Here is a 23,839-nt window from a genome sequence, read left to right on the forward strand (position 1 = left end):
AACCTCGGCGGCTGTTCTTGTCATTGGAGCCTGAGCTTAGTGGCCCTTAGTTAGGCAACGCAACCATTGCCTTGTGCCCCGACTGGCGCGACACTTGCGCGCCAATCAAGGAAGGAACGTGCCGTGAACCCCGTCGATATTTTTCGCATGCTGTCGTTGGCGGCCATTTGGGGTGCGAGCTTTCTGTTCATGCGCATCATCGCCCCGGTCATCGGCACCGTGCCCACCGGGTTCTTGCGGGTGTCGATCGCCGCCGCCGGGCTGTTGGTGATTCTGGGACTGATGCGCATCAGCTGGGATTTCAAGGGCAAACTCAAGACGGTGATGCTGCTCGGGGTGATCAACTCCGGCATTCCGGCGACCCTCTATTCGGTTGCAGCGCAGGTGCTGCCGGCGGGCTACTCGGCGATTTTCAATGCCACCACGCCGTTGATGGGCGTGCTGATCGGCGGGCTGTTCTTCAGTGAAAAACTCACTTCGGCAAAATTGGGCGGAGTGTTTCTCGGTCTGTTCGGCGTCGGCATCCTGACCCGTGCCGGGCCGGTGGCGTTCGACCTGCAATTGCTGATGGGCGCCCTCGCCTGCCTGCTCGCCACCACCTGCTATGGTTTCGCCGGGTTTCTCGCGCGGCGCTGGCTGGATCAGGCCGGCGGCCTCGACAGCCGTCTGTCGGCGCTGGGCAGCATGCTCGGGGCGACCTTGTTTCTGTTACCGCTGTTCGGCTACAGCGTGATCACCCAGCCACCGCTGAGCTGGGGCGGCTGGAATGTCTGGTTATCGCTGCTGGGATTGGGCCTGGGGTGCACGGCTTTCGCGTACATCATTTACTTCCGCCTGCTGACCTCAGTCGGGCCGGTGAAGTCGATGACGGTGACCTTCATGATCCCGCCATTCGGGGTGTTGTGGGGGGCGTTGTTGCTCGATGAGCCGTTGTCGATGGCACATGTCTATGGCGGGATGTTGATTGCCGTGGCGTTGTGGCTGGTGTTGAAACCGGCCAGGGGGGCTGGCCGGTAGATTTGTTCAAGGCTGATGATGCCATCGCGGGCAAGCCCGCTCCCACATTGGTTCTCCTGTGAACACATACCTGTGGATCACTGAAGCCACCTGTGGGACCGGTCATCATTGCAAAATGAAAGTGTTCGGGGCTTCACGGACGGCTTCAGCCGAACAGCCAATACCCCAGCAACCCCAACACCACCACCGCCAACACCGGCCGCAGCACCCTGTAGGCCTTGGGATTACGCCGCTTCCACTGCTTGATCACGCCACTGAATCTATCGCTGGAATTCTTGCTCCAGGCATAGGCCTGGTTGATCCCGCCCACCCGCTCGTCATCCAGGTTCTGCGGCGCGGTAGCACGGCCCAGCAACCCGCTGATCCAACGGTTGATCCGGGTCATGAGGCGGTTGCTCAGCGGTCGCTCGATGTCACAGAACAGGATTACCCGAGTCTGGTCAGTCTCGTTCTTTACCCAGTGCACGTAAGTCTCATCGAACATCACGTCTTCGCCATCGCGCCAGGCGTACTCCTGGCCGTCGACGAAGATCCGGCATGCATCCGAATTGGGCGTCGACAGTCCCAAGTGATAGCGCAACGAACCTGCAAATGGATCACGGTGAGGATTCAGGTGGCTGCCACCGGGCAGCAAGGCGAACATGGCCCCTTTGACGTTGGGAATGCTGCTGACCAGTGCCACGGTTCTAGGGCACAGCGTCTCGGCTGAAGGCAGGGGTTTGTCGTACCATTTGAGGTAGAAACGCTTCCAGCCCTTCTTGAAGAATGAGCCGAAACCCGCATCGTTGTTCTTCTCGGCGGCGCGAATGTAACCCTCGTCGAACAGGTGCATCGCCTCTTCGCGAATCACTTGCCAGTTGTCCTTGAGCACGTCCAGTTCTGGAAACTTGCTGCGGTCCAGGTAAGGTTTGGATGGCACTGCGGAGAACAGGTACATCAAGGCGTTGTACGGGGCGAACAATGCCGAATGATTGACGAACTGACGCAGGACCGGCAGTCGTGCCTTGCCGCGCAAATGCACATAGAGGGTACTGCCCAGGAACAGCAGCAACAAAGATGCCTTCGCGGCAAAGGAAAAGGTCATCAACAACTCCTTGATAATAGGCAACTCTGCACAACGCCATTTACCCGACGTGGCAGCCGGCCATGATAGTCACTACCGGCCTCGGGAAACACCCGCAAATTTCGACATTCAGTGTTAAGGATTCAGTAACAAATTACTTAGTAGCACAGGGTTGCTGAACGGGGGCTGACTTGGGTCAAGCCCCGCACCCCACTGCAACCTGCAACCTGCAACCTGCAACCTGCAACCTGCAACCTGTGGGAGCGAGCCTGCTCACTCCCACAAAGGCACATTCCAAAAAAATAGTGATGATGCTTGTTACGCCTGGTTTTCCTGTTCGGTGAACAGATCACTGAACAACATGCTCGACAGATAACGCTCACCGGAATCAGGCAGGATTACCACAATGGTCTTGCCCTGCATCTCCGGTGTCTCGGCCAGTCTCACCGCGACGGCCATCGCCGCTCCGCAGGAGATACCACACAAGATGCCTTCCTCCTGCATCAGGCGCAAAGCCATGGCCTTGGATTCTTCATCGGTCACCAGTTCGACCCGGTCGACCATCGACAGGTCTAGATTTTTGGGTACAAAACCGGCACCGATTCCCTGGATCTTGTGCGGGCTCGGTTTGATCTCCTGACCGGCCAGCGCCTGGGTAATAACTGGCGAGACCATCGGCTCCACGGCCACCGAGATAATCGGTTTGCCCTGAGTATTCTTGATATACCGCGAAACCCCGGTGATAGTTCCACCGGTTCCCACTCCCGCTACCAGCACGTCGACCGCACCGTCGGTGTCATTCCAGATTTCCGGCCCGGTTGTCTTCTCATGAATCGCCGGGTTCGCCGGATTCTCGAACTGCGCAGGCATGAAGTGAGTGGAGGGATTGCCGGCGACGATTTCGGCGGCCTTTTCGATCGCGCCTTTCATGCCCTTGGCCGGTTCGGTCAAGACCAGTTCAGCGCCCAGGGCCTTGAGCACCTTGCGTCGCTCGATGCTCATGGAGGCCGGCATGGTCAGCAGCAGTTTGTAGCCCCGGGCCGCGGCAACGAACGCCAGGCCGATCCCGGTGTTGCCCGAGGTGGGTTCGACGATGGTCATGCCAGGCTTGAGTTTTCCGGAGCTTTCGGCGTCCCAGATCATATTGGCGCCAATCCGACACTTGACCGAGTAACCGGGGTTGCGTCCTTCGATCTTGGCCAGGATGGTTACGCCGCGCGGGGCGATCCGGTTGATCTGTACCAGGGGCGTATTGCCGATGGAATGGGCGTTGTCAGCGAAGATACGGCTCATGGCTGGGTCCTTATACAGCATTGAAATAGCGCTCCAAGGTAAGCCTGTTGCTCGTGGTCGTCCAGTCGGGTCGAACGTCCTGCTGCAACAGTAGTCAATGGCTTTACACCGCTGGAGAATTGTCCTCATGAAACGTCGTTACAGTTGGCCGCTATGGATCATTGCCGGGCTCGTGGTGCTGCTGGTTGCGCTGCACATCGCCCTGCCCTACATGGTACGTGACTACCTGAACGAGAAACTGGCCGACATGGGCGACTACCGCGGCCAGATCACCGACGTCGACCTGGCGCTGTGGCGCGGCGCCTACAAGATCAACGGGCTGAAAATCGTCAAGGTCGACGGCAAGGTTCCGGTGCCGTTCGTCAACGCGCCGCTGATCGACCTGTCCGTCAGCTGGCACTCGTTGTGGTACGACCACGCAGTCGTGGCCGAGGTGCAGTTCTTTAATCCCGAAGTGAATTTCGTCGACGGCGGCGCCAACAAACAGAACTCGCAGACGGGTCAGGGCACTGACTGGCGCGCTCAACTGAGCAAATTGGCGCCCATCACCTTTAACGAAATAAAGATCAACGACGGCAAGATCAGCTTTCGCAACTTCAATTCCAAGCCACCGGTGAACATGAACGCCACCCAGGTCAATGCCAGCATCTATAACCTGACCAACGTGGTAGATACCGATGGCCGGCGTGACGCACGCTTCGAGGGCAAGGCCCTGCTGCTCGGCCATGCACCGCTGGAAACCACGGCGACCTTCGACCCGTTGAGCAACTTCGAAGACTTCGACTTCCGCTTGCGGGCGCGGGACATCGAACTCAAGCGCATGAACGATTTCGCCTCTGCCTATGGCAAGTTCGACTTCAATGCAGGCCATGGCGACGTGGTCATCGAAGCCGAAGCCAACAAGGGTCGACTCAAGGGTTACATCAAGCCACTGCTCAAGGATGTCGACGTGTTCAACTGGCAACAGGACGTTGAAAACAAGGACAAGGGCCTGTTCCGCTCTGTCTGGGAAGCCATCGTTGGCGGTTCGGAGACGGTGCTGAAAAACCAGGTCAAGAACCAGTTCGCCACCCGGGTCGAGCTGAGCGGCAACGTGCATCGGCAAGATATCAACGCCTTCCAGGCGTTTTTGCAGATTTTGCGCAACGGATTCGTCCAGGCGTTTAATGCCCGCTATGAGCGACCGAAGCCGGATGCGGGTTGAGTCATCCGGTGACTCTCCATTCAGAGACTGAATAAGCCGTCTGCGTTCACAGTCGACCGGCCTGCGCGTTATAGTCGGGCATCACATTTAATTCGCCCGTCCCGCCCTGCTTAGCTCAGGCCGGCGTCACCGTTCGAGGATTAGTAGATGAAGTTCGAAGGCACCCAGGCTTATGTCGCCACCGATGACCTGAAGCTGGCGGTCAATGCCGCCATCACCCTGGAGCGGCCACTGCTGGTCAAGGGCGAGCCGGGCACTGGCAAGACCATGCTTGCCGAGCAACTGGCCGAATCCTTCGGTGCCAAGCTGATCACCTGGCACATCAAGTCCACCACCAAGGCCCACCAGGGCCTGTACGAGTACGACGCGGTCAGTCGCCTGCGTGATTCGCAACTGGGAACCGACAAGGTTCACGACGTGCGCAACTACCTGAAAAAGGGCAAGCTGTGGGAGGCGTTCGAGTCCGATGAGCGGGTGATCCTGCTGATCGACGAGATCGACAAGGCCGATATCGAGTTCCCCAACGACCTGCTCCAGGAACTCGACAAGATGGAGTTCTACGTCTACGAAATCGACGAGACCATCAAGGCCAAGAAGCGCCCGATCATCATCATTACCTCCAACAATGAAAAAGAGTTGCCGGACGCCTTCCTGCGCCGCTGCTTCTTCCATTACATCGCGTTCCCGGATCGCACCACGCTGCAGAAGATCGTCGACGTGCATTACCCGGACATCAAGAAGGACCTGGTCAGCGAGGCGCTGGACGTGTTTTTCGATGTGCGCAAGGTGCCGGGCCTGAAGAAAAAGCCGTCGACCTCGGAACTGGTCGACTGGCTGAAGCTGCTGATGGCCGACAATATTGGCGAAGCCGTGCTGCGCGAACGCGATCCAACCAAGGCCATTCCGCCCCTGGCCGGCGCTTTGGTGAAGAACGAACAGGACGTACAGCTGCTAGAACGCCTGGCGTTCATGAGCCGTCGCGGCTCCCGCTGATCCCTCTTTTAACAAGATAGAGGGCGATAGCCATGCTGCTCAACCTGTTCAATGAAATGCGCGCAGCCAAGGTGCCGGTCTCGGTGCGTGAGCTGCTGGACCTGATCAACGCGCTGAAACAGCGGGTGACCTTCGCCGACATGGACGAGTTCTACTACCTGTCCCGCGCGATTCTGGTGAAGGACGAAAAGCATTTCGACAAGTTTGACCGCGCTTTCGGTGCGTACTTCAACGGCCTGGAAAAGCTCGATGACCACCTGCAGGCATTGATTCCTGAGGACTGGCTGCGCAAGGAGTTCGAACGCTCGCTGACGGACGAAGAGCGCGCGGCGATCCAGTCCCTCGGTGGCCTGGACAAGCTGATCGAGGAATTCAAGAAGCGCCTCGAAGAACAGAAAGAACGTCATGCCGGTGGCAACAAGTGGATCGGCACTGGCGGCACCAGCCCGTTCGGTTCCGGCGGTTTCAACCCAGAAGGAATTCGCGTCGGGGATGCGGGCAAGCGCCAGGGCAAGGCGGTCAAGGTCTGGGACCAGCGCGAATACAAGAACCTCGATGATTCGGTGGAACTGGGCACGCGCAATATCAAGGTCGCACTGCGCCGGCTGCGCAAATTCGCCCGCCAGGGTGCGGCCGAAGAGCTGGACATCGACGGCACCATCGACCACACCGCACGCGATGCCGGGTTGCTGAATATCCAGATGCGTCCGGAGCGGCGCAACACGGTCAAACTGTTGCTGCTGTTCGACATCGGCGGTTCGATGGACGCCCACGTGAAGATCTGCGAGGAACTGTTCTCGGCCTGCAAGACCGAGTTCAAACACCTGGAGTACTTCTACTTCCATAACTTCGTTTATGAGTCGGTGTGGAAAAACAACATGCGTCGCACCTCCGAGCGCACGTCAACCCAGGACCTGCTGCACAAGTACGGCGCCGACTATAAAGTGATTTTTATCGGGGATGCGGCGATGGCCCCTTACGAAATCACGCAGGCCGGGGGCAGCGTCGAACACTGGAACGAAGAAGCCGGTTACGTGTGGATGCAGCGTTTCATGGAGAAGTACAAGAAGGTCATCTGGATCAATCCGTATCCGAAGGACACTTGGGGCTATACGTCTTCGACCAATATTGTGCGGGACCTGATCGACGACCAGATGTACCCGCTGACGTTGCGCGGGCTGGAGGAAGGGATGCGGTATTTGTCCAAGTAGCTTGTGTTGCCTGGACGGGCCTTATCGCGAGCAGGCTCACTCCCACACTGGACTTCTGCTGCATCGCAGATCCAGTGTAGGAGCGAGGCTGCTCGCGATGCTTTCTGCCGGGCCTAGCTCTTGATCTCAGAGCCCGCGCACATCCCGGTCTTCAATCGGCCGGCTCTGGCGCAGACGCTTGCCGCCCAGCACCACCCAATCAATCAGCCGGAACAGGCACTCGATACCAAACGACAGCAACAACGCGCCGCTCATGCCCCAGATCATCGCTTCCGGCGTCAGCAGAATCTGGTAGCTGTAGCCGTTCCAGGTTTCCTTGCGGATGTCCGGATCAGCGGCCAGGGCGACCTGCAGTACGCGGATGTACCACGGGCCTTGCATGGCCTGGAATTGCTTATCGAGGGCCAGCTGGCGAGTGAGCATGGCGCTCAGACTGTCGGCATCGCTGCGGAAAATCGGGTCTTCGCTGGCGCGGTAGTGGTTCACCAGCGCTTGCATGTCGCCCTTGAAGAACTGATTGGCCGTGCCCTGGAAACCGCTGAGGCCGGTCTGCGCCTCAATCAGATGCGCCTCGACCCGCTTGGCGTAATCATTGATGAACCCCGGCACCTGCACCCCGATCAACAGGCCCGCCGCGAACAACACCAGCCGTAGATAACTGAGCAACATCGGGAAGATCCTTATGCGGTCTTGCCCTGGCTGACGCATTCACCGCGTCGCCATAGGCTCCATTGGCCCGGTTCGTAGCGGGTCCAGGTTTCGTTTTCGGTCAGCGGTTCGGTGGCGATCACCGTGACCACGTCATTGGGCGTGGTTTCCGCCTGGAAATCGACGATCACATCAACATCCTTCAACCGCGCCGGGCCAAAGGGGGCTCGGCGGGTGATCTGGGCCAGTTTGCTCGAGCAATAGCAGAACAACCAGTCGCCGTCGCTGAGCAGGCAATTGAATACGCCCTTGCTGCGGTATTCGGCGCAGGCTGCGACCAGGTCGGGCAGCAACGCTTCAACTTCAACCGGCTCCGGAAACGCGGCGCGCACCCGGTTGAGCAGGTCGCAGAACGCCGCTTCGCTGTCGGTATCGCCCACTGGGCGGTAGAAGCTGGTGATTGGCTGGAAATCGGCAAGCTGGCCGTTGTGCGCGAAGCACCAGTTGCGTCCCCACAGTTCGCGGACGAACGGATGAGTATTGGACAGGCAGACCTTGCCGACGTTGGCCTGGCGGATGTGCCCGATCACTACTTCGCTCTTGATCGGATAGCGCTGCACCAGGTTGGCGACCTCAGACTCGCAGCTCGCGGCCGGGTCCTGGAACAACCGTAATCCACGACCTTCGTAGAAAGCGATGCCCCAACCGTCACGGTGCGGGCCGGTACGCCCGCCGCGCTGCATCAGCCCGGTAAAGCTGAACACGATATCGGTCGGGACATTGGCGCTCATGCCCAATAACTCACACATGCTCGGACTCTCGATGAAAGGCGGGGGCACGTCTACAGACGGGGTTCGACCCGCAAACGCTGGGGGTTGCCGGGTACCGGGGGCCGACCATAGCGATCATCGCCGGCACCACCGAACAGGTGCTCGTCTTCAGGCTCGTCGGCCCGGGCGGCAGCCTTGGCAGCATCGGCCTGGGCCTTGCGGGCCCTGGCTGAGCGTTCCATGGCGAAACGGATCGCCACGTAAACCAGATAGACGCCGAAGGCGAGCATCCCGTACATAAACAGGTCGCTGATTGCTCGCCAGGCGTTGTTACCCACCTTGAACATCAGGTCCAGAGCGGTGATGGCGACGGCTGGGGCCACTTTGGCCTTCACCGGATCGACCACGGTCGGGCTGAACAGCAACACAGCCACCAGCAGCCGCAGCGGCTCGCGCAGCCAACGCCACATCCAGCGGGTCATGCGCATCCATACCAGCAGGCAGCCCAAAGCGGCAAAGGCGTAGAGGCCCCAGGCGATCAGATAGTCGTTCTCGGTCATGGTGTCCATGGCAAGGCAGGCAAAGAGGCGCTTATAGTAACGACTTTTCGCACGTCCGGCTTGTCTCCTGTAGGAGCAAAGCTTGCTCGCGATGACGTCAGCCCAATCGAAATCGATTGTGAATGCTGGTGCGCAATCGCGAGCAAGCTTTGCTCCCGCAGTGCTGCAACCCAACAGACAGTGCCTGCACAGCCCTATTCCGTACATCGTCCGAGAGCCCTTCATGCCGCCATCCGCCAACATTCAAGACGCACCCATTGCCCACAAGGCTGAAGGTCCAGACCCGTATGCCTGGCTGCAGGAACGCGACACCGGCCCGGTGCTCGACTATCTGAAGGCTGAAAACCATTATCAGGAAGCACAGACCGCCGATCAGGCCGGGCTGCGTGAAAGCCTGTTCGAAGAGATCAAGGGCCGGATCCTCGAGACCGACCTGTCCCTCCCCTCCCCCTGGGGCCCGTACCTGTATTACACCCGCACCACTGCCGGTGACGAGTACGCGCGTCATTACCGTTGCCCGCGCCCGGCCGATGACAGCCTGCAGCTCGACGAAAGCCAGGAACAACTGCTGCTCGACCCCAACGCACTGGCCAAGGGTGGCTTCTTTTCCCTGGGCGCGTTCAGCATCAGCCCGGACCACCAGCGCCTGGCCTACAGCATTGACTCCACGGGCGATGAGATCTACACGCTGTTCGTGAAGGAATTGTCCAATGGTCGCGTCAGCGAACTGGAGTTCGAGGACTGTGACGGCAGCATGACCTGGGCCAACGACAGCCTGACCCTGTTCTTCGGCGAGCTTGACGACACCCATCGCCCGCACAAGCTATACCGCTACCGGCTCGACGGCACGGCGGCCGAAGAAGTGTTCCATGAACCGGACGGGCGATTCTTCCTGCATTGCTACCGCTCCAGTTCCGAGCTGCAACTGCTCCTGGCGCTGGGCAGCAAGACCACGAGCGAAGTCTGGGTGCTGGATGCCGCGCAGCCACAACAAGGCTTCACTTGCGTGGCGCCGCGCCGGGAAGGCCATGAGTACGATGTCGACCACGGCGCGCTTGATGGCCAGTGGAGCTGGTTTATCCGCACCAACCGCGACGGCATCAACTTCGCCTTGTACCACGCTGACGACACGGGTGTGGCCCCGACCGAGGAACAATGGCAAAACCTGATTCCCCACAGCCACCTCACGATGATCGATGGCATGAGCCTTAATGCCGCAGCCATGACCTTGAGCCTGCGGGTCGGCGGGCTGCCGGTGATTGAAGTGCACCCACAGGATCTGCCCAGCTACCGCGTGCAATTGCCCGACGCGGCCTACAGCCTTCACGTGCAGAACAGCCTGGAGTTCGCCAGCGAGCGGATCCGCCTGCGCTACGAAGCATTGAACCGGCCGGCGCAGATCCGCCAGCTGGATCTCGCCACGGGTGAGCAGCAGGTGCTCAAGCAAACCCCGGTACTCGGCCCGTTCGACGCCGATGCCTACGTCAGCCAGCGCCTGTGGGCAACGGCACCCGACGGCACACAGGTGCCGATCAGCCTGGTAGTCAAGCGTGAGGCCCTGGGCCAACCGACTCCACTGTACTTGTACGGCTACGGCGCATATGGCGAAAGCCTCGACCCATGGTTCTCCCACGCGCGCCTGAGCCTGCTGGATCGCGGAGTCGCGTTCGCCATTGCCCACGTGCGCGGCGGCGGCGAACTCGGTGAAGCCTGGTACCGCGCAGGCAAGCAGGAGCACAAGCACAATACCTTCAGCGACTTCATCGCCTGCGCCGAGCACTTGATTGCCAATGGCTACACCACCGCCCCGCAGTTGGCGATCAGCGGCGGCAGCGCCGGCGGCCTGTTGATCGGCGCGGTGCTCAACCAGCGGCCCGAGCTGTTTGGCGCGGCCATCGCCGAAGTGCCGTTCGTCGACGTGCTTAACACCATGCTCGACCCGGATCTGCCGTTGACGGTCACCGAGTACGACGAGTGGGGCAACCCTGAAGAACCCGAGGTGTACGAACGCATCAAGGCTTATGCACCTTACGAAAACGTTACCGCCCAGGCTTATCCAGCCACCCTGGTGATTGCCGGCTACAACGACAGCCGCGTGCAGTATTGGGAGGCTGCGAAGTGGGTGGCCAAGTTGCGCGCCACCAAGACCGACGCCAATCCACTGCTGCTCAAGACTGAGCTGGGAGCCGGGCATGGCGGGATGAGCGGGCGTTACCAGGGCTTGCGCGATGTGGCGCTCGAATACGCATTCGTGTTCAAGGTGCTGGGCATCGCCTGACACCCCTGGGCTTTTTCCTGTAGCCACTGGCGAAGTGGGAGCACAGCGTGCTCGCGATGACGGTTTCGCATCCAGCATTGATGCTGACTGTCACCCCGCTATCGCGAGCAAGCTTGGCTCCCACAGTTGGCCAGCGGCTACAACCGTTGGTTAGCCGCCGGGGGATTTGATTTTGGTGCTGTTTTGCTCAAGGCCCGGCAACGTCTGGTCCTTGGGCGGGTTGGGCATTTCGATCGGCGGCAACAACGGCGCGCTGCCGCTGCCAGGGCCCGCCTTGGGCACGCTGGTCGGGGTGATCTGTGGGTAGGGAGTCGGTGTCGCGGTGCCCGGTGAACCGGGCATTGGCACAGGGCTGGTGGGAATGGTTTGCAGCTCCTGGGCCTGCACTGCAGTTATCGAGAGCGCGGCCAAGGCAATGACCGTTAGAATGGTGCGCTTCATCAATGGCTCCGTTAGCCTTGTTGTCTGGTCTCAGGCTACTCCCAACTGCGCGCGTTTGCCCTCCCCCATGCCAATTCTTCTCAAGCCAATTTTTCAAGAGAGCCACATGAAACGTTTCGTACTGCTCGACACCACCCCCATCCCTGAAAATGGCGGTGCCCTGTGCCTGTTCGAGTACGGCGAGGACTTCGTCATCAAGATCCAGGGGGGTGACGGCGGCCAGTTGATGAACACCCGCATGCACGGCTCCGAGGATGCGCTGGCTGAAATCCCCTGCCGCAAAGTCGCCGGACGGCCGAATTCGCGGGTCTTGATTGGCGGTCTGGGCATGGGCTTTACCCTCGCCTCGGCGCTCAAGCACCTGGGCAAGACGGCTGAAGTGGTGGTCGCCGAACTGGTGCCAGGCGTGGTCGAATGGAACCGTGGGCCGCTGGGCGAAAAATCCGGTAACCCGCTGCTCGACCCGCGCACGGTGATTCGCCTGGAAGATGTCGCCAAAGTGCTGCAGGCCGAACCTCAGGGCTTCGATGCAATCATGCTGGACGTCGACAACGGCCCCGAAGGCCTGACCCAGAAGGCCAACAGCTGGCTGTACTCCGCTGGCGGCTTGAGCGCATGCGCCAAGGCCCTGCGGCCCAAAGGCGTGCTGGCCGTATGGTCGGCGAGTGCCGACCGGCAGTTTTCCGACAAACTGAAGAAGGCCGGGTTCAAGGCCGAGGAAGTCCAGGTCTTTGCCCACGGCAACAAAGGCACCCGCCACACCATCTGGATTGCCGAGAAGCTCAAGGGCTGAGCTAAACTCTGTTCATAACCGTCATCAGTCTTTTTTACAAAGGTGAACCCATGAGTTCGTCAACAACCCCGACCAACACCTCGAAGCTGGACCGCATCCTCGCCGATAACCAGCGCGACAAGGAAATGGGGTACCGCGACAAGGCCCTGAAGATGTACCCGCACGTGTGTGGCCGCTGCACCCGAGAATTTTCCGGTAAGCGCCTTAGTGAATTGACCGTGCATCACCGTGACCATAACCACGACAACAACCCCCAGGACGGCTCGAACTGGGAGCTGCTGTGCCTGTATTGCCATGACAATGAGCACTCGCGGTACACCGACCAGCAGTACTTCAGCGAGGGTTCGTTGAGCTCGCCGAAAATCGCCAAGGCGACGCATAACCCGTTTGCGGCGCTGGCAGGGTTGATGAAGAAGGAAGACTGAAGGTAGTCATAGACTGGGCTGGCCCCTTCGCGAGCAAGCCCGTCCACCACAGTGCTCCAAACCAGCACCCCTGCCCCAATCCCCGTATAATCGCCGTTTTTTCCCGAAGGCACCCCGCTCGTGGCAGACAAACGGTACAGCTGCATTGGTTTGTATAACCCCAAGTCACCGGAAAACGTCGGTTCGGTCATGCGCGCAGCCGGCTGCTATGGCGTGGCCTCGGTTTTCTACACCGGCAAGCGCTATGAACGCGCCGCTGATTTCGTCACCGACACCAAGCGGGTCCACTACGATATTCCGCTGATTGGCATCGATGACCTGAAAAAAATCCTGCCCCTGGGTTGCGTCCCGGTTGCGGTTGAACTGGTCGAAGGTGCCCGCGCCCTGCCTGAGTACACCCATCCCGATCGCGCCCTGTACATTTTCGGCCCGGAAGACGGCTCGCTGGACAAAGAGATACGTGACTGGTGTGAAGACGTGGTCTACATCCCGACAACCGGCTGCATGAACCTCGCAGCAACCGTTAACGTGGTGCTCTACGACCGCATGGCCAAAGGCCTGAACACCCGCTCCGGGGCGAAATTCCGCTAAATTGCTGCACATCCGATGGAACAAGCCGCCCGCGATGGCAGTCAGCTTAATTATCTATTCTTGAAGCAGTCCATCCAGCCAGGAGACAGATCATGAGCGAACTCAAACGCGTACAGCGCATTGAATCCACCCCGTTCCAAACCTACCCCGAGCAGAACGTTCACGGTTGGGAACGCATCGGCTCACTCGCCGGTGGCGTGGTGATGATGGGCAAAGGCCTGCGTCGCGGCGGGATTTTTGGCTTGATCCAGGTGGCGATCGGCGGCGTGGCCCTGGCCCGCGGTATCACCGGGCACAGTTCGGCCAAGAGCCTGCTGGAAAAGAGTCGCCAGGACATGAACAACGTGCGGGCGAAGATCGAGCGCGCCGGGGCAGAATTGACCCAGTTGAAGAAGAACGCCGAGGCAGCGACCAGTACGGCTACTGTGACTGGCAATGATTCGCTGGTTTCGCCGAAGACTGGGGTTTAAGGGTTTAAGAGCAAAAGATCGTCCGAAGGCTCGGACCGCGTCCGGACGATCTTTAGATTTACTGGAGCAACTCAGTATCCAAAACCTTGGAAGGCTCGCCAATCACACTCTCGGCCAACTGCACAAATTCCCTGGTATCCACACTTTCCAATCGCATCGCCCCGCGCAGCACATCGTCCAGCGAGCGCTTGTTGCGGGTCTTGATGCGTATCTCCTGGTCCAGCTCCCCCAGCAGCAACACCGCCCTGCCAATCTGCGCCGAATCGACCTGCTCGCCGCGCAGGGTCTTCACCTTCTCACCCTCTCGCGCCAATTTTTTGTGCAAGCTGGCATACCGCTCATCGCTCATACCGCCCGCCCGGCGCACCAGTTCGATGGCGTAGTACTCGGCGAACCCCTCACTGATCCAGTCGCTGCGCTGCTTATCATTGATGCGTGCAAACAGCTGGGCCAATTCGCGCACCAGTGCACTGCTGCCGCTTTCGCTGACCAGCGGCAACCGGGAGTTGAGGTATATGGATTCACGTGCGGCCAGACTCCCGCGCCACATAGGGTCGCTGGCGCCGACGATCAGCAGTTTGGTCGGATGCCGAGGGTACATCGCCTGGACCTGGGGCCAGATGAATGTCAGCAGCGTCAGCACATCCATACGCCGCATGCCCTGCCCCTGGGGAGACGCCACCGTGACCTCGGTTTCCCCAAGTCGTGTGCGACGAGTCCCCAGGTGGCCGGCGAGCATCCATCCTGTGGGTCGGTCGAACAGCCGGGAGATGTTATCAATGCGGAATTTGTTCCGGCCGATCCGCGGCCAGGCGGTCTCCACGCTGTTCCAGCCCGTCGGCAACTCGAATTCAAGGCGAGACACCAGCTCGATGCCGTCCTGCTGATCGAGCCTGGCAGCGGGCACCAGATCGTCACCGCGCATCAGCGCCCAGGTGGGCGTCATGCGCGTCTCGAAGCTGCCGCCCTTGCGACCATTACTGATGCGCACACGATAGGTCAGGCTGGACTTGTCGGCAGCCGGTCGCCAAATGCCGCGCGTTTGCTTGCCCGGCACGAGTTGCCACTGGCCGTCGGTTTTGAAGTCGCTGTAATGGCTGCCATCGCCCAGGTCGAAATCCAGGCTACGGACGGTAGATCCCTGGGCGAGTGTCAGCCGCACCTCGGCCTCGTCACTTTGCGGCAACAGGCGCACGTGGTAATCGAGATCGACTTTCTTCGCCGCCCACACCGATGAACTCAGGGCCAGCAGCCCCACCGCCAACGCCTGGCGCAATCCCACAGCCATACACTCTCCTTGTGGCGAGCGGACAATCAACCCGCGCGGAAAATCAGATGGTCTTCCCAATCGTCTTCGGCCACGCTGCCTTCGGCCAGCATGCGCCCTGATTGTGAAATGCGTTCATGGTGCACCGCATCGCGATCACCGCAGACCAGATGGTGCCAGAGTGGCAGGTCCTTGCCCTCACTGACCAGGCGGTAACCGCAGGTCGGCGGCAGCCATTTGAACTCGTCGGCCTTGCCAGGCGTGAGCTGGATGCAGTCTGGCACCGAAGCTCGACGGTTCGGGTAATCACTGCACTGGCAGGTCTTCAAATCCAGTAACTTGCAGGCGATTCGCGTGTAATAGACGCTGTTGTCATCTTCATCTTCGAGCTTTTGCAGGCAGCACAGGCCGCAGCCGTCGCACAGCGATTCCCATTCCTCTTGATCGAGTTGATCGAGGGTTTTGCTTATCCAGAACGGTTCGACTTTGGCGGCCATGGTTCGAGCATCGACATCAGGTGGTGAAAAGGCCGCCAGTCTAGTGCCACACGCCCTGCGGGCCAAGCATTGGCGACTGCCGGTAGAACTCACTTGTCAGTTTTGACGCCGCCACGTAGGGTTTTGCGTCGCCCACTTTCATACCAAGCAAGGAATCTGTCGATGAGTGCCAACCCGCGTGTTGCCGATTACGCTATCCACCCGCAGTTCACCGACCGCTGGTCGCCCCGCGCATTCACCGGCGAAGCCATTCCCGAGGAAACCCTGCTGAGCTTCTTCGAAGCCGCACGCTGGGCGCCCTCGGCCTACAACTCGCAGCCGTGGCGGTTCCTGTACGCACGTCGCGACACGCCAAACTGGGAGCGTTACCTCGGCCTGCTGAACGAATTCAACCGCAGCTGGGCGCAACACGCCTCGGCACTGATCATTGTGATCTCCAAGACCAGCTTCACCGCCCCGGGCGCCAGTGAAGAAACCCCGGCGCTGTGGCACACGTTCGACACCGGTTCGGCCTGGGGGCATCTGGCCCTGCAAGCGAGCATCAGCGGTTGGCACACTCACGGCATGGCCGGGTTTGACCAGGCGCTGACCCGCAAGGAACTGAACATCCCCGAGGGTTATGCCCTGCACGCGGCGGTGGCTGTGGGCAAGTTGGGGGATAAGGCGACCCTGGCGGAATACCTGCAGGCACGCGAGTTGCCAAGCCCGCGTCGGCCGTTGGCCGAGTTGGCGGCTGAGGGTGATTTCACCCTCTAAAAGCAAAAGATCGCAGCCTGCGGCAGCTCCTACAGGTGGACAACACATGGCCCTGTAGGAGTTGCCGCAGGCTGCGACCTTTTTGGAGACGACTCAATACCCGCGACTGAAATCCACTTCCCCGCGCAACGCTTCGCCCGCCTGGTACGCCCGCAGATTCTCGACGAACAGTTGCACCATCATCGAAGGTGAGGTCGGTGCCGAGCTGTGGCCGGTCAGCAGCAAGCCCCACGCTGTCCAGAACGGATGCCGCTGCGGCAATGGCTCCTGGCGGCAGACGTCGATGACCGCGCCGGCCAGATGCCCTTCCTTCAAGGCTTCCACCAGATCGGCATCCACTACCGCGACTCCACGACCCACATTGAGGAACAACGCGGTGGGCTTGAATTGCTTGAACAGCGCAGCATCGTAGAGATCGTGGGTGTGAGGCGTGTTCGGCAACAGGTTGATCACGTAATCCACTTCACCCACCAGCCGAGGCAGGTCCGACAGGGTGCCGACCTCGACAAATGGTGCCTGCTCGCGAGCTTCGCTGGCGATGCCGTATAACTCGACGCCAAAGGGCTGCAGAAAACGGGCAACGGTCTGGCCGATGTCGCCAGTGCCGACGATCAACACCTTGCGACCCGCCAGGCTCTGGCCCTGGCGACTGTCCCACTTGCGCTCGACCTGGCTGACCAGGCGCGGCAGCACCTCGCGCTCGTGACCCAGCAGATAGGTCAGTACGTACTCGGCCATGACCTGGCCAAAAATCCCCACCGCCCGGGTCAGACGGTAGTGCCGTGGCAAGCCGTCGGCGAGCAGCGGTGTGATTCCCGCCCAGGTCGACTGCAGCCATTGTGGTTGGTGGCCCTGACGCAGCAGGTTGGCCAGCAGATCCGGCTGGCCCAGCCAGACCGGACAGTCGGCAGCCTGGCTGGCCAGTTCGGCGGAGTCACCACTGGTCAGCACTTCCAGCTCAGGCGCGGCCTGGCGCAACAGTTGGGCGTACACAGGATGGTCGTGTTCAGCAATCAGAACGCGCATGGTTCAAACCTTTCGAAAACAGTGCGGACAACCGCCGCTGGAGTCAGCCTCCATCGCGCGGTCATCGCCAGATATCAATTCCAGTGTTTCAGGGAAGCTCGCAGCCTTGGCCGATTACATCGGGTCGTTGCGTCGCAGCAACTCTTCCGGAAGGTGCTCGATGTACTCGTCTTCAGCGGGCGGCATTTGCAGGTGGTAACCCTGTTTGTCGAGGTTTTCCAGCACCACCGTGATGTCCTCGCGCGACAGCTTGCGCTCAGGCGTGAGCACCAGGTCGAACGCGTGGTGCGGCTTGCCGAACGCCGCCATCAGGCTTTCCGGAACGCGCTCCAGGGCATCGCTCTTGAGCACATAGAGATACATCTCGTTCTTTTTCAGGCTTCGATAAATGGAGCAAATACGTTTCAAGGCTGTTCTCCGGCGGTGGCCAGGCTGTCGAGCAGCGCCTGGCCCATCAATTCGCGGCGCCAGCCACGCAGCGAATCAGGCAATTGGTAGGGACCATTGGGAAAGCCGCTCTTGAGCAAGGCTTCCAGGGTTTTCTTGCGCAGCATCAGTTCCGGCGCAATGTTCAGGCGTTCGGCTTCGGCCTGGCCGATCGCACGCAGTTGCTTGACCAGCACGGCAGCGTCCACCGGCAAGGGCTCAGGCACGGCAGGCGGCCATTGATCAGGCGACACACTGCCTGAGCGTTTGATCAGATCAAGCAGAAACTCGCCGTCCTGACGCACGGTACGCGGGTGCATGTCCTCGATCTTGCCCAGCGCGCCCAGGCTGTCCGGTTGGGTACGCGCCAGCGGCCACAGGGAATGCTCGCGCACGATACGGTTGCGCGGCAGATCACGGGCGCGGGCTTCGCGCTCGCGCCAGGCGCACAATTCACGCAACACGGCCAGTTGGGCACGGGACAGCTTCCAGGCCAGCTTGGCTTCGCGGTAGACCTCGTACGGATCGATCTCCCGACGCAAGTTGGCGACCAGTTCGGCACCATCTTCCAGAACCCAGTTGTATTTGTCTTCAGACAGCTTCGGACGCAGCCGTACGAAAACTTCCGCCAGATGCAGGGCGTCTTCCGCGGCGTAGCTGATCTGAGTGTCGGAAAGTGGACGTTGCAGCCAGTCCGAACGAGTCTCGCCCTTGGGCAGGTCGATCCCCAGCACTTCCTGCACCAGCCGCGAATAACCCATGGAGAAGCCCAGGTTCAGGTACGCGGCCGCCAGTTGAGTGTCGAACAGCGGGGCCGGCAGACTGCCGGTCAGGCGCAGCAACACCTCGAGGTCTTCGCTGCACGCGTGCACCACCTTGGCCACCGCCGGGTTTTCCAGCAATGCGGCCAGCGGCTGCCAGTTGTCGATGGTCAACGGATCAATCAGGTAAGCGCGTACGCCATCGCCGATCTGCAGCAGGCCTGCAATCGGGTAAAAGGTGTCGACCCGCATGAATTCGGTGTCGAGGGCAACGTAGGGCAGTTGCTGCCATTCGGCGCAAAAGCGACCGAGGCTATCGTTGTCGCGAATCCAATGAATATCGATGGCCACACGGCTCTCCCTTGAAGAATGGCGCGCAGTATATATCGCCCCCGGCGATTTCCGCGCCTCCACTGAACAAGAGCTTTAGCGAAAAGATGTACATGACGGCAAGAAATGTCTGACGGGCGGAGGTTTACGGGGTGCAGGCCGCTTCGCTTGCCCTACTGTTTAGCCAGCACTCCATCGATCACCGCACCGCGACAGCCGGCAAACATATCCAGGTCCTGGTCGTAGACCTTGCTGTTGACCTCCAGCAGGCCCAGCATCGAGTGAAACAGGTTGTCCTGACTCAGGGGTTTGTCACGACTTAGCTGCAGGCAGTGAGTGTCCACCGAAAACGACTTCTGATAACTGTCGGAGAACCAGGCCAGCATCGCCACATGCTTTTGCTGGTCCGGTGCGAGCATGTAAGGCGTGCCATGCAGGAACAGGTTGTACTCACCCAGGGATTCGCCGTGATCCGACAGATAGAGCATCGCCGTGTCGACTTTGTCCTGATTGCTGCGCAATACGTCGATCAGCGAAGACAGGACATGGTCGGTATACACCAGGGTGTTGTCGTAGCCATTGATGATACTTTCGCGACTGCAATTGTTCAGCGCATTACTTTCGCAAACAGGGGTGAAGTGTTCGTATTCCTTGGGGTAACGCTTGAAGTATTCCGGGCCATGGCTGCCCATCTGGTGCAACACCAGCACGGTGTCCTTGTCCAGGGAGTCGATGAAATGCTGCAGGCCCTGCAGCAGGATTTCATCGCGGCATTCACTGCTGGCGCATAAGCCGGGCGTCTGCAGATTGCTGACGTCTTCAAAGGTGACGCGGTCGCAGGTGCCTTTGCATCCCGACTGATTGTCACGCCAGATTACGTCCAGCCCTGCCCGCTTGAGCACATCCAGCAGGCCCTCTTCGCTCTTTGCCTGGCTTGCGTTGTAACCCTTGCGGCCCATGTTGGAAAACATGCACGGCACGGAGACAGCCGTTTCAGTGCCGCAGGAATGCACATCAGTGAATGCGATCAGGCCCGCCTCCTTACCAAGTTTGGGCGTGGTATCGCGACCGTACCCAAGAATGCCGAAGTTTTCCGCCCGGGCACTTTCGCCCACCACCAGCACCGTCAGTGATTTGCGGCCGTGGGTTTGCCAGGCAGGGTTGCGCTGGGCGTCTTCGCCAATCTTCACAAAGGGGCGCTGTGCCGTCACCACCTGCTCCTTAATAAAGCCAAACGAGGCAGCAATGTAATTACTTGGCACCACCATCAGGCGCAATTCATGGTGATTGCGAAACAAGGAGGACAGGCCTTGATAGTTGATAAGCGCAATCGCTCCAATGACCGCAGCCGAGGCCACACTTACCAAACCTTTGCTTAATAGCTCGCGGTGCCAACGCCGATAATTGACAGGCAGTTTCCACAACAACCAGGAGGGTAAAACCCCAAGCAACAATATATAAGCCAGCAACTTAATTGACAGTAAATCGCGAACTTCCGTTGCGTTGGTCTGGGCAAAGTTACGCAGCATGCCAATGTCCATCAGCACGCCATATTGACTCATGAAGTACGCCACCCCGGCGCTGCACAGGAAGATCAGCGTCAGTGCAGGTTTCAGGACAGGCCGAAACGCCAGCAACGTCAGCACGATGTTGAAGGCCGCCAGGATCATCACCCCGAACGCGATCCGCATCGCCAGCCCCTGGCCGTCGTTGGCGGTAATCTCGGCCAGGTGCTGCCACAGTACGAAATTAAAACCTGTTAATAAAAAGACACTGGCAGCAAGTGTCACCCACTCGGGGCGAACGGCTTTTAACTTCAACATGATTTCGGCAGTTTCTGAAGAGAGGCGCCTGGGACAAATGTGAAAAAATCATTTATCCCGGCGACGTTAACTCTAGGCAGCCAACCATCAATTTTTTGTGAAAAATTAGCCAACGATTAGTTGGCTAATGGCACAGGGGTCAAACTTGCAGTGTATTTGAGAATGATTCAGGCCTGGTGCAAGTACCAGCGCCAGTCCTGTTCGCCGACCTCGCCCATGAATTGCCGGTACTCGGCCCGTTTAACCGCCAGGTAAACCCCGAGGAACTCAGGACCGAACGCCTCCCGCGCCCAACTCGACGCTTCCAGCGCGCGCAGGGTGGTCAGCCAGTCAGTGGGGAGTAATTCCTTGGCCTGGGCATAGCCATTGCCTTCCACCGGCGCCCCGGGGTCGAGTTGTTCAAGAATGCCGCGATGGATACCGGCCAGGATCGCCGCCGCCGCCAGGTACGGGTTGGCATCAGCGCCACAAATGCGATGCTCGATATGCCGGGAAAACGCCGGGCCGCCGGGCACGCGCAAGCTGACCGTACGATTGTCCACGCCCCAGGTAGCGGCCAGCGGCGCGTAGCTGTTGGTCTGAAAGCGGCGATAGGAATTGGCATTCGGGCAAAACAACAGCAACGAATCCAGCAAGGTGCTGAGCATGCCGCCGACCGCATGCCTGAGCAGCGGCGTGCCGTCCGCCGCTTCGCTGGCAAACAGGTTGTTACCCTCGCAGTCCGCCAGGCTGACGTGCATGTGCATCCCGGTGCCCGCCAGGTCATCGAACGGTTTGGCCATGAAACACGCCGTCATCCCGTGCTTGTGCGCCACACCCTTGACCAGCCGCTTGTAGCGCACCGCTTCGTCCATGGCCTGCAGCGCATCGGTGCGGTGTTCGAGGGTGATTTCCACCTGCCCGGGCGCGTATTCGGAAATCGCCGTACGCGCCGGAATGCCCTGGAGTTTACAGGCGCTGTAGAGATCGGCCAGGAACGGCTCAATCTGCTCCAGCTCGCGCAGGCCATAGACCTGAGTACCCCGTGGGCGACCGCCGTCGACGTCCCGCGCCGGCTGTGGGCGTCCGTTACCGTCGCGCTGCTGATCCAGCAGATAAAACTCCAGTTCCGCCGCCATCACCGGGTAATAACCGTCGGCCTGCAAGCCCTCAATCACTTTGGCCAGCAGATGCCGCGGGTCGGCAATGGTCGCCGGCATTCCTTCGGTGGGGTGCATGCTGACCTGCACCGCCGCCGTCGGAATCAAGCGCCACGGCATGCGCGTCAGGCTGCCGCTGACCGGGTAGGCGCGACAATCGATGTCACCCACGTCCCACACCAGCCCGGAGTTTTCCACGTCATCGCCATTGATGGTCAGACCAAGGATAGTGCTCGGCAGCGGACGGCCAGTGGCGTACACCGCCAGCAGCTCATCGCGGTGCAACAACTTGCCCCGTGGTACTCCATTGTTGTCGAGGATAAACAACTCGAACATCTCGATGTCCGGATTCTGTTCCAGAAAGGTCAGGGCTTCCTGCTGTGTGGCGAAGGCGGTCGTGGCACTGCTCATGGGATTTCTCTTGTTTGCGTGTCAGGCAAGCGCGCACGCGCTGCCCGATTGATCCCGAAACGAGCCGGGACCGGTTATTGATGAATCAACGCAGAACGCAGAAATCCGGCGGGCGCGCGTGACGGCAGTGCCACAGCGCCCAGAAGGCCAGTTCGGAAGGAAGTGTGACGGGACAACCGTCCATAGGACAAACCGTGCAAAACAGATAACAGCAGCGTCACACGGGTGGTTGGGGTATTAAATCGGCATTTGAAGAACCTTGGGTGTGGGTTGGCTAAACAATCAGCACTATTTAATTTCCAAATACCAAAGCCGACTTTCTGATTTGCCGCCCGCCAACTCGCGCCTGCTTAATCGGCACCTGCTCATTCAAGGTCCGATCCATGGAAACCGTCCGCACCACCGCCCGCCCCGCCCTTCTACTAATGTTTGCCATCGTCCTGATTGCGCTCAACCTGCGCCCCTCCATGGCCGCCATCGGCCCGTTGCTGTCGGCGATTCGTGGGGACATTGAACTGAGTTTCAGTCTGGCGTCGCTGCTGACCATGCTCCCGGTGATGGCGATGGGTGTGGCGATGTTCTTCGGCATCCGCGTCAGCCAGCGCCTGGGCGAACAACGGACCGTGGTCCTTTCCCTGCTGATCATCGGTGTGGCTACCGCATCACGACTGTTCCTCGACTCCGCAGCCGAACTGATTCTCAGCGCCGTGCTGGCAGGCGTGGGCATTGCCCTGATTCAGGCGTTGATGCCAGCCCTGATCAAGTCGCGTTTCAGGGACAACGTCGCCCTGTGCATGGGCCTCTATGTCACCTCGATCATGGGCGGCGCGGCCATCGCCGCCGCCTTTGCCCCGCTGGTTATGATTCGCACTGGTAGCTGGCGAGTCGGCCTGGCAGTCTGGGCCGCGCTCGCGGTGGTCGCCCTGATTTTCTGGATGGCACAGCCCGCGCAGCAATCGCTGATCGAATCAAAGTCGGCCACCAGGCAGTCTTTTTTCAACAATTCCCGCGCCTGGCTGCTCGCCATCTTCTTTGGCCTGGGCACCGCGTCCTACACTTGCGTGCTGGCCTGGTTGGCGCCGTATTATGTGGAAAAAGGCTGGAGCGAACAGGACGCCGGCTTGCTTCTGGGTTTCCTGACAGCCATGGAAGTGCTGTCCGGCCTGGCCACCCCGGCCATCGCCAACCGCAGCCGTGACCGCCGCCTGGTGCTGGTGGTGTTGCTGGGACTGATCATGGCGGGTTTCTGCGGGCTGATCCTCAGCCCGCAGCACCTGAGCCTGATGTGGCCATGCCTGCTGGGGCTGGGCATTGGCGGGCTGTTTCCAATGAGCCTGATCGTGTCCATGGATCACTTGGACAACCCGCAACGTGCGGGAAGCCTGACCGCGTTCGTGCAGGGCATCGGCTACCTGATCGCCGGTGTCTCGCCGCTGCTCGCGGGTATGATTCGCGATCATCTGGGCAGCTTCGAGTGGGCCTGGTGGGCCCTGACTGCCGTCGTGGCACTGATGATCCTGATGGTCCTGCGCTTCGATCCCCGGCACTACGCTCGACACATTCACTGAAGGACGATTCTCCTGAATCCGTCGATCCGTTAGGATCCTTCGCAGACCGTTGCGCCCACCTGCGCAACAAGGACTGCG

The 23,839-nt window shown here is 60.1% G+C and carries 24 protein-coding genes; 11 read left to right on the top strand and 13 right to left on the bottom strand.

The window, feature by feature from the left end:
- Positions 1 to 123: 123 nt before the first annotated feature.
- Positions 124 to 1,017 carry a DMT family transporter gene (locus UB23_RS07540; RefSeq protein ID WP_045058720.1) on the top strand — a complete coding sequence of 298 codons (894 nt, stop codon included), beginning with the start codon at positions 124 to 126 and terminating at the stop codon, positions 1,015 to 1,017.
- Between the two features lie 145 nt (positions 1,018 to 1,162).
- On the opposite strand, the gene UB23_RS07545 is transcribed toward UB23_RS07540, so the two are convergent.
- Positions 1,163 to 2,101: an aspartyl/asparaginyl beta-hydroxylase domain-containing protein gene (locus tag UB23_RS07545; protein ID WP_045058721.1), complete on the bottom strand. Its 939-nt coding sequence runs from the start codon at positions 2,099 to 2,101 to the stop codon at positions 1,163 to 1,165.
- Between the two features lie 297 nt (positions 2,102 to 2,398).
- Positions 2,399 to 3,373 (bottom strand): cysteine synthase A, encoded by a 975-nt coding sequence (cysK, locus tag UB23_RS07550; RefSeq protein ID WP_045058722.1) that lies wholly within the window; start codon positions 3,371 to 3,373, stop codon positions 2,399 to 2,401.
- A 127-nt stretch (positions 3,374 to 3,500) separates the two neighbouring features.
- On the opposite strand from cysK, the gene UB23_RS07555 reads away from it, so the two are divergent.
- The 3 genes from UB23_RS07555 (at position 3,501) to UB23_RS07565 (ending at position 6,781) form a co-directional block, all read left to right on the top strand.
- A complete protein-coding gene (locus tag UB23_RS07555; RefSeq protein ID WP_045058723.1) occupies positions 3,501 to 4,577 on the top strand; it encodes a DUF748 domain-containing protein in 1,077 nt (358 codons plus the stop codon).
- Positions 4,578 to 4,724: 147 nt separating this feature from the next.
- Entirely contained in the window at positions 4,725 to 5,570 is an 846-nt protein-coding gene (locus UB23_RS07560) for an AAA family ATPase (RefSeq protein ID WP_045058724.1), read from the top strand.
- A 32-nt stretch (positions 5,571 to 5,602) separates the two neighbouring features.
- The gene (locus tag UB23_RS07565; RefSeq protein WP_045058725.1) at positions 5,603 to 6,781 is read left to right on the top strand and encodes a vWA domain-containing protein; all 1,179 of its coding nucleotides are present in this window, start codon (positions 5,603 to 5,605) and stop codon (positions 6,779 to 6,781) included.
- A gap of 126 nt (positions 6,782 to 6,907) precedes the next feature.
- Here the strand turns inward: UB23_RS07565 and UB23_RS07570 are convergent, their stop codons facing one another.
- The 3 genes from UB23_RS07570 to UB23_RS07580 are packed head-to-tail and all read right to left on the bottom strand — an operon-like array spanning position 6,908 to position 8,768.
- Complete coding sequence (locus UB23_RS07570) at positions 6,908 to 7,450, bottom strand: DUF2937 family protein (RefSeq protein ID WP_045058726.1); 543 nt, start codon at positions 7,448 to 7,450, stop codon at positions 6,908 to 6,910.
- Positions 7,451 to 7,461: 11 nt separating this feature from the next.
- The gene (locus UB23_RS07575; protein ID WP_045058727.1) at positions 7,462 to 8,238 is read right to left on the bottom strand and encodes a class II glutamine amidotransferase; all 777 of its coding nucleotides are present in this window, start codon (positions 8,236 to 8,238) and stop codon (positions 7,462 to 7,464) included.
- 32 nt (positions 8,239 to 8,270) lie between these two features.
- On the bottom strand, positions 8,271 to 8,768 hold the full coding sequence (locus tag UB23_RS07580; RefSeq protein ID WP_045058728.1) for a hypothetical protein: 498 nt from the start codon (positions 8,766 to 8,768) through the stop codon (positions 8,271 to 8,273).
- A gap of 214 nt (positions 8,769 to 8,982) precedes the next feature.
- On the opposite strand from UB23_RS07580, the gene UB23_RS07585 reads away from it, so the two are divergent.
- Positions 8,983 to 11,037, top strand: coding sequence for a S9 family peptidase (locus UB23_RS07585; RefSeq protein WP_045058729.1), 2,055 nt, complete (start codon positions 8,983 to 8,985; stop codon positions 11,035 to 11,037).
- 150 nt (positions 11,038 to 11,187) lie between these two features.
- Here the strand turns inward: UB23_RS07585 and UB23_RS07590 are convergent, their stop codons facing one another.
- Positions 11,188 to 11,478 (bottom strand): hypothetical protein, encoded by a 291-nt coding sequence (locus UB23_RS07590; RefSeq protein WP_045058730.1) that lies wholly within the window; start codon positions 11,476 to 11,478, stop codon positions 11,188 to 11,190.
- Positions 11,479 to 11,584: 106 nt separating this feature from the next.
- Between UB23_RS07590 and UB23_RS07595 the strand changes: the two genes are divergently transcribed.
- From UB23_RS07595 to UB23_RS07610, 4 genes are all read left to right on the top strand, one after another.
- A complete protein-coding gene (locus UB23_RS07595) occupies positions 11,585 to 12,271 on the top strand; it encodes a spermidine synthase (RefSeq protein WP_045058731.1) in 687 nt (228 codons plus the stop codon).
- A gap of 50 nt (positions 12,272 to 12,321) precedes the next feature.
- Positions 12,322 to 12,696, top strand: a complete 375-nt coding sequence (locus UB23_RS07600; RefSeq protein WP_045058732.1) for a YajD family HNH nuclease — start codon at positions 12,322 to 12,324, stop codon at positions 12,694 to 12,696.
- A gap of 120 nt (positions 12,697 to 12,816) precedes the next feature.
- Positions 12,817 to 13,287: an RNA methyltransferase gene (locus UB23_RS07605; RefSeq protein WP_045058733.1), complete on the top strand. Its 471-nt coding sequence runs from the start codon at positions 12,817 to 12,819 to the stop codon at positions 13,285 to 13,287.
- 92 nt (positions 13,288 to 13,379) lie between these two features.
- A complete protein-coding gene (locus UB23_RS07610) occupies positions 13,380 to 13,757 on the top strand; it encodes a YgaP family membrane protein (RefSeq protein ID WP_045058734.1) in 378 nt (125 codons plus the stop codon).
- Between the two features lie 58 nt (positions 13,758 to 13,815).
- On the opposite strand, the gene UB23_RS07615 is transcribed toward UB23_RS07610, so the two are convergent.
- A complete protein-coding gene (locus UB23_RS07615) occupies positions 13,816 to 15,045 on the bottom strand; it encodes a hypothetical protein (protein WP_045058735.1) in 1,230 nt (409 codons plus the stop codon).
- Between the two features lie 26 nt (positions 15,046 to 15,071).
- The gene (locus UB23_RS07620) at positions 15,072 to 15,521 is read right to left on the bottom strand and encodes a YcgN family cysteine cluster protein (protein WP_045058736.1); all 450 of its coding nucleotides are present in this window, start codon (positions 15,519 to 15,521) and stop codon (positions 15,072 to 15,074) included.
- 162 nt (positions 15,522 to 15,683) lie between these two features.
- On the opposite strand from UB23_RS07620, the gene UB23_RS07625 reads away from it, so the two are divergent.
- Complete coding sequence (locus UB23_RS07625) at positions 15,684 to 16,277, top strand: nitroreductase family protein (protein ID WP_045058737.1); 594 nt, start codon at positions 15,684 to 15,686, stop codon at positions 16,275 to 16,277.
- A 93-nt stretch (positions 16,278 to 16,370) separates the two neighbouring features.
- Here the strand turns inward: UB23_RS07625 and UB23_RS07630 are convergent, their stop codons facing one another.
- From UB23_RS07630 to UB23_RS07650, 5 genes are all read right to left on the bottom strand, one after another.
- Positions 16,371 to 17,303 carry a D-2-hydroxyacid dehydrogenase gene (locus UB23_RS07630; protein ID WP_045058738.1) on the bottom strand — a complete coding sequence of 311 codons (933 nt, stop codon included), beginning with the start codon at positions 17,301 to 17,303 and terminating at the stop codon, positions 16,371 to 16,373.
- Positions 17,304 to 17,417: 114 nt separating this feature from the next.
- Positions 17,418 to 17,711 carry a YcgL domain-containing protein gene (locus tag UB23_RS07635; protein WP_008036150.1) on the bottom strand — a complete coding sequence of 98 codons (294 nt, stop codon included), beginning with the start codon at positions 17,709 to 17,711 and terminating at the stop codon, positions 17,418 to 17,420.
- Positions 17,708 to 18,841, bottom strand: coding sequence for a ribonuclease D (rnd, locus tag UB23_RS07640; RefSeq protein ID WP_045058739.1), 1,134 nt, complete (start codon positions 18,839 to 18,841; stop codon positions 17,708 to 17,710). The genes UB23_RS07635 and rnd overlap by 4 nt, the downstream gene beginning before the upstream one ends.
- A gap of 152 nt (positions 18,842 to 18,993) precedes the next feature.
- Positions 18,994 to 20,643: a phosphoethanolamine transferase gene (locus UB23_RS07645; protein ID WP_045058740.1), complete on the bottom strand. Its 1,650-nt coding sequence runs from the start codon at positions 20,641 to 20,643 to the stop codon at positions 18,994 to 18,996.
- A 167-nt stretch (positions 20,644 to 20,810) separates the two neighbouring features.
- The gene (locus tag UB23_RS07650) at positions 20,811 to 22,193 is read right to left on the bottom strand and encodes a glutamine synthetase family protein (RefSeq protein ID WP_045058741.1); all 1,383 of its coding nucleotides are present in this window, start codon (positions 22,191 to 22,193) and stop codon (positions 20,811 to 20,813) included.
- A gap of 383 nt (positions 22,194 to 22,576) precedes the next feature.
- On the opposite strand from UB23_RS07650, the gene UB23_RS07655 reads away from it, so the two are divergent.
- A complete protein-coding gene (locus tag UB23_RS07655; RefSeq protein ID WP_045058742.1) occupies positions 22,577 to 23,761 on the top strand; it encodes a cyanate transporter in 1,185 nt (394 codons plus the stop codon).
- Positions 23,762 to 23,839 lie beyond the last annotated feature (78 nt).

Source organism: Pseudomonas sp. ES3-33 (assembly GCF_000952175.1).
GTDB lineage: Bacteria > Pseudomonadota > Gammaproteobacteria > Pseudomonadales > Pseudomonadaceae > Aquipseudomonas > Aquipseudomonas gregormendelii.

Coding starts and splice junctions, on each gene's coding strand:
- UB23_RS07585 (WP_045058729.1), top strand. CDS start 8,983: ATGCCGCCATCCGCCAACATTCAAGACGCACCCATTGCCCACAAGGCT.
- UB23_RS07615 (WP_045058735.1), bottom strand. CDS start 15,045: ATGGCTGTGGGATTGCGCCAGGCGTTGGCGGTGGGGCTGCTGGCCCTG.
- cysK (WP_045058722.1), bottom strand. CDS start 3,373: ATGAGCCGTATCTTCGCTGACAACGCCCATTCCATCGGCAATACGCCC.
- UB23_RS07655 (WP_045058742.1), top strand. CDS start 22,577: ATGGAAACCGTCCGCACCACCGCCCGCCCCGCCCTTCTACTAATGTTT.
- UB23_RS07645 (WP_045058740.1), bottom strand. CDS start 20,643: ATGTTGAAGTTAAAAGCCGTTCGCCCCGAGTGGGTGACACTTGCTGCC.
- UB23_RS07545 (WP_045058721.1), bottom strand. CDS start 2,101: ATGACCTTTTCCTTTGCCGCGAAGGCATCTTTGTTGCTGCTGTTCCTG.
- UB23_RS07575 (WP_045058727.1), bottom strand. CDS start 8,238: ATGTGTGAGTTATTGGGCATGAGCGCCAATGTCCCGACCGATATCGTG.
- UB23_RS07620 (WP_045058736.1), bottom strand. CDS start 15,521: ATGGCCGCCAAAGTCGAACCGTTCTGGATAAGCAAAACCCTCGATCAA.
- UB23_RS07570 (WP_045058726.1), bottom strand. CDS start 7,450: ATGTTGCTCAGTTATCTACGGCTGGTGTTGTTCGCGGCGGGCCTGTTG.
- UB23_RS07630 (WP_045058738.1), bottom strand. CDS start 17,303: ATGCGCGTTCTGATTGCTGAACACGACCATCCTGTGTACGCCCAACTG.
- UB23_RS07565 (WP_045058725.1), top strand. CDS start 5,603: ATGCTGCTCAACCTGTTCAATGAAATGCGCGCAGCCAAGGTGCCGGTC.
- UB23_RS07625 (WP_045058737.1), top strand. CDS start 15,684: ATGAGTGCCAACCCGCGTGTTGCCGATTACGCTATCCACCCGCAGTTC.
- UB23_RS07595 (WP_045058731.1), top strand. CDS start 11,585: ATGAAACGTTTCGTACTGCTCGACACCACCCCCATCCCTGAAAATGGC.
- UB23_RS07560 (WP_045058724.1), top strand. CDS start 4,725: ATGAAGTTCGAAGGCACCCAGGCTTATGTCGCCACCGATGACCTGAAG.
- UB23_RS07600 (WP_045058732.1), top strand. CDS start 12,322: ATGAGTTCGTCAACAACCCCGACCAACACCTCGAAGCTGGACCGCATC.
- UB23_RS07610 (WP_045058734.1), top strand. CDS start 13,380: ATGAGCGAACTCAAACGCGTACAGCGCATTGAATCCACCCCGTTCCAA.
- UB23_RS07580 (WP_045058728.1), bottom strand. CDS start 8,768: ATGGACACCATGACCGAGAACGACTATCTGATCGCCTGGGGCCTCTAC.
- UB23_RS07590 (WP_045058730.1), bottom strand. CDS start 11,478: ATGAAGCGCACCATTCTAACGGTCATTGCCTTGGCCGCGCTCTCGATA.
- UB23_RS07555 (WP_045058723.1), top strand. CDS start 3,501: ATGAAACGTCGTTACAGTTGGCCGCTATGGATCATTGCCGGGCTCGTG.
- UB23_RS07650 (WP_045058741.1), bottom strand. CDS start 22,193: ATGAGCAGTGCCACGACCGCCTTCGCCACACAGCAGGAAGCCCTGACC.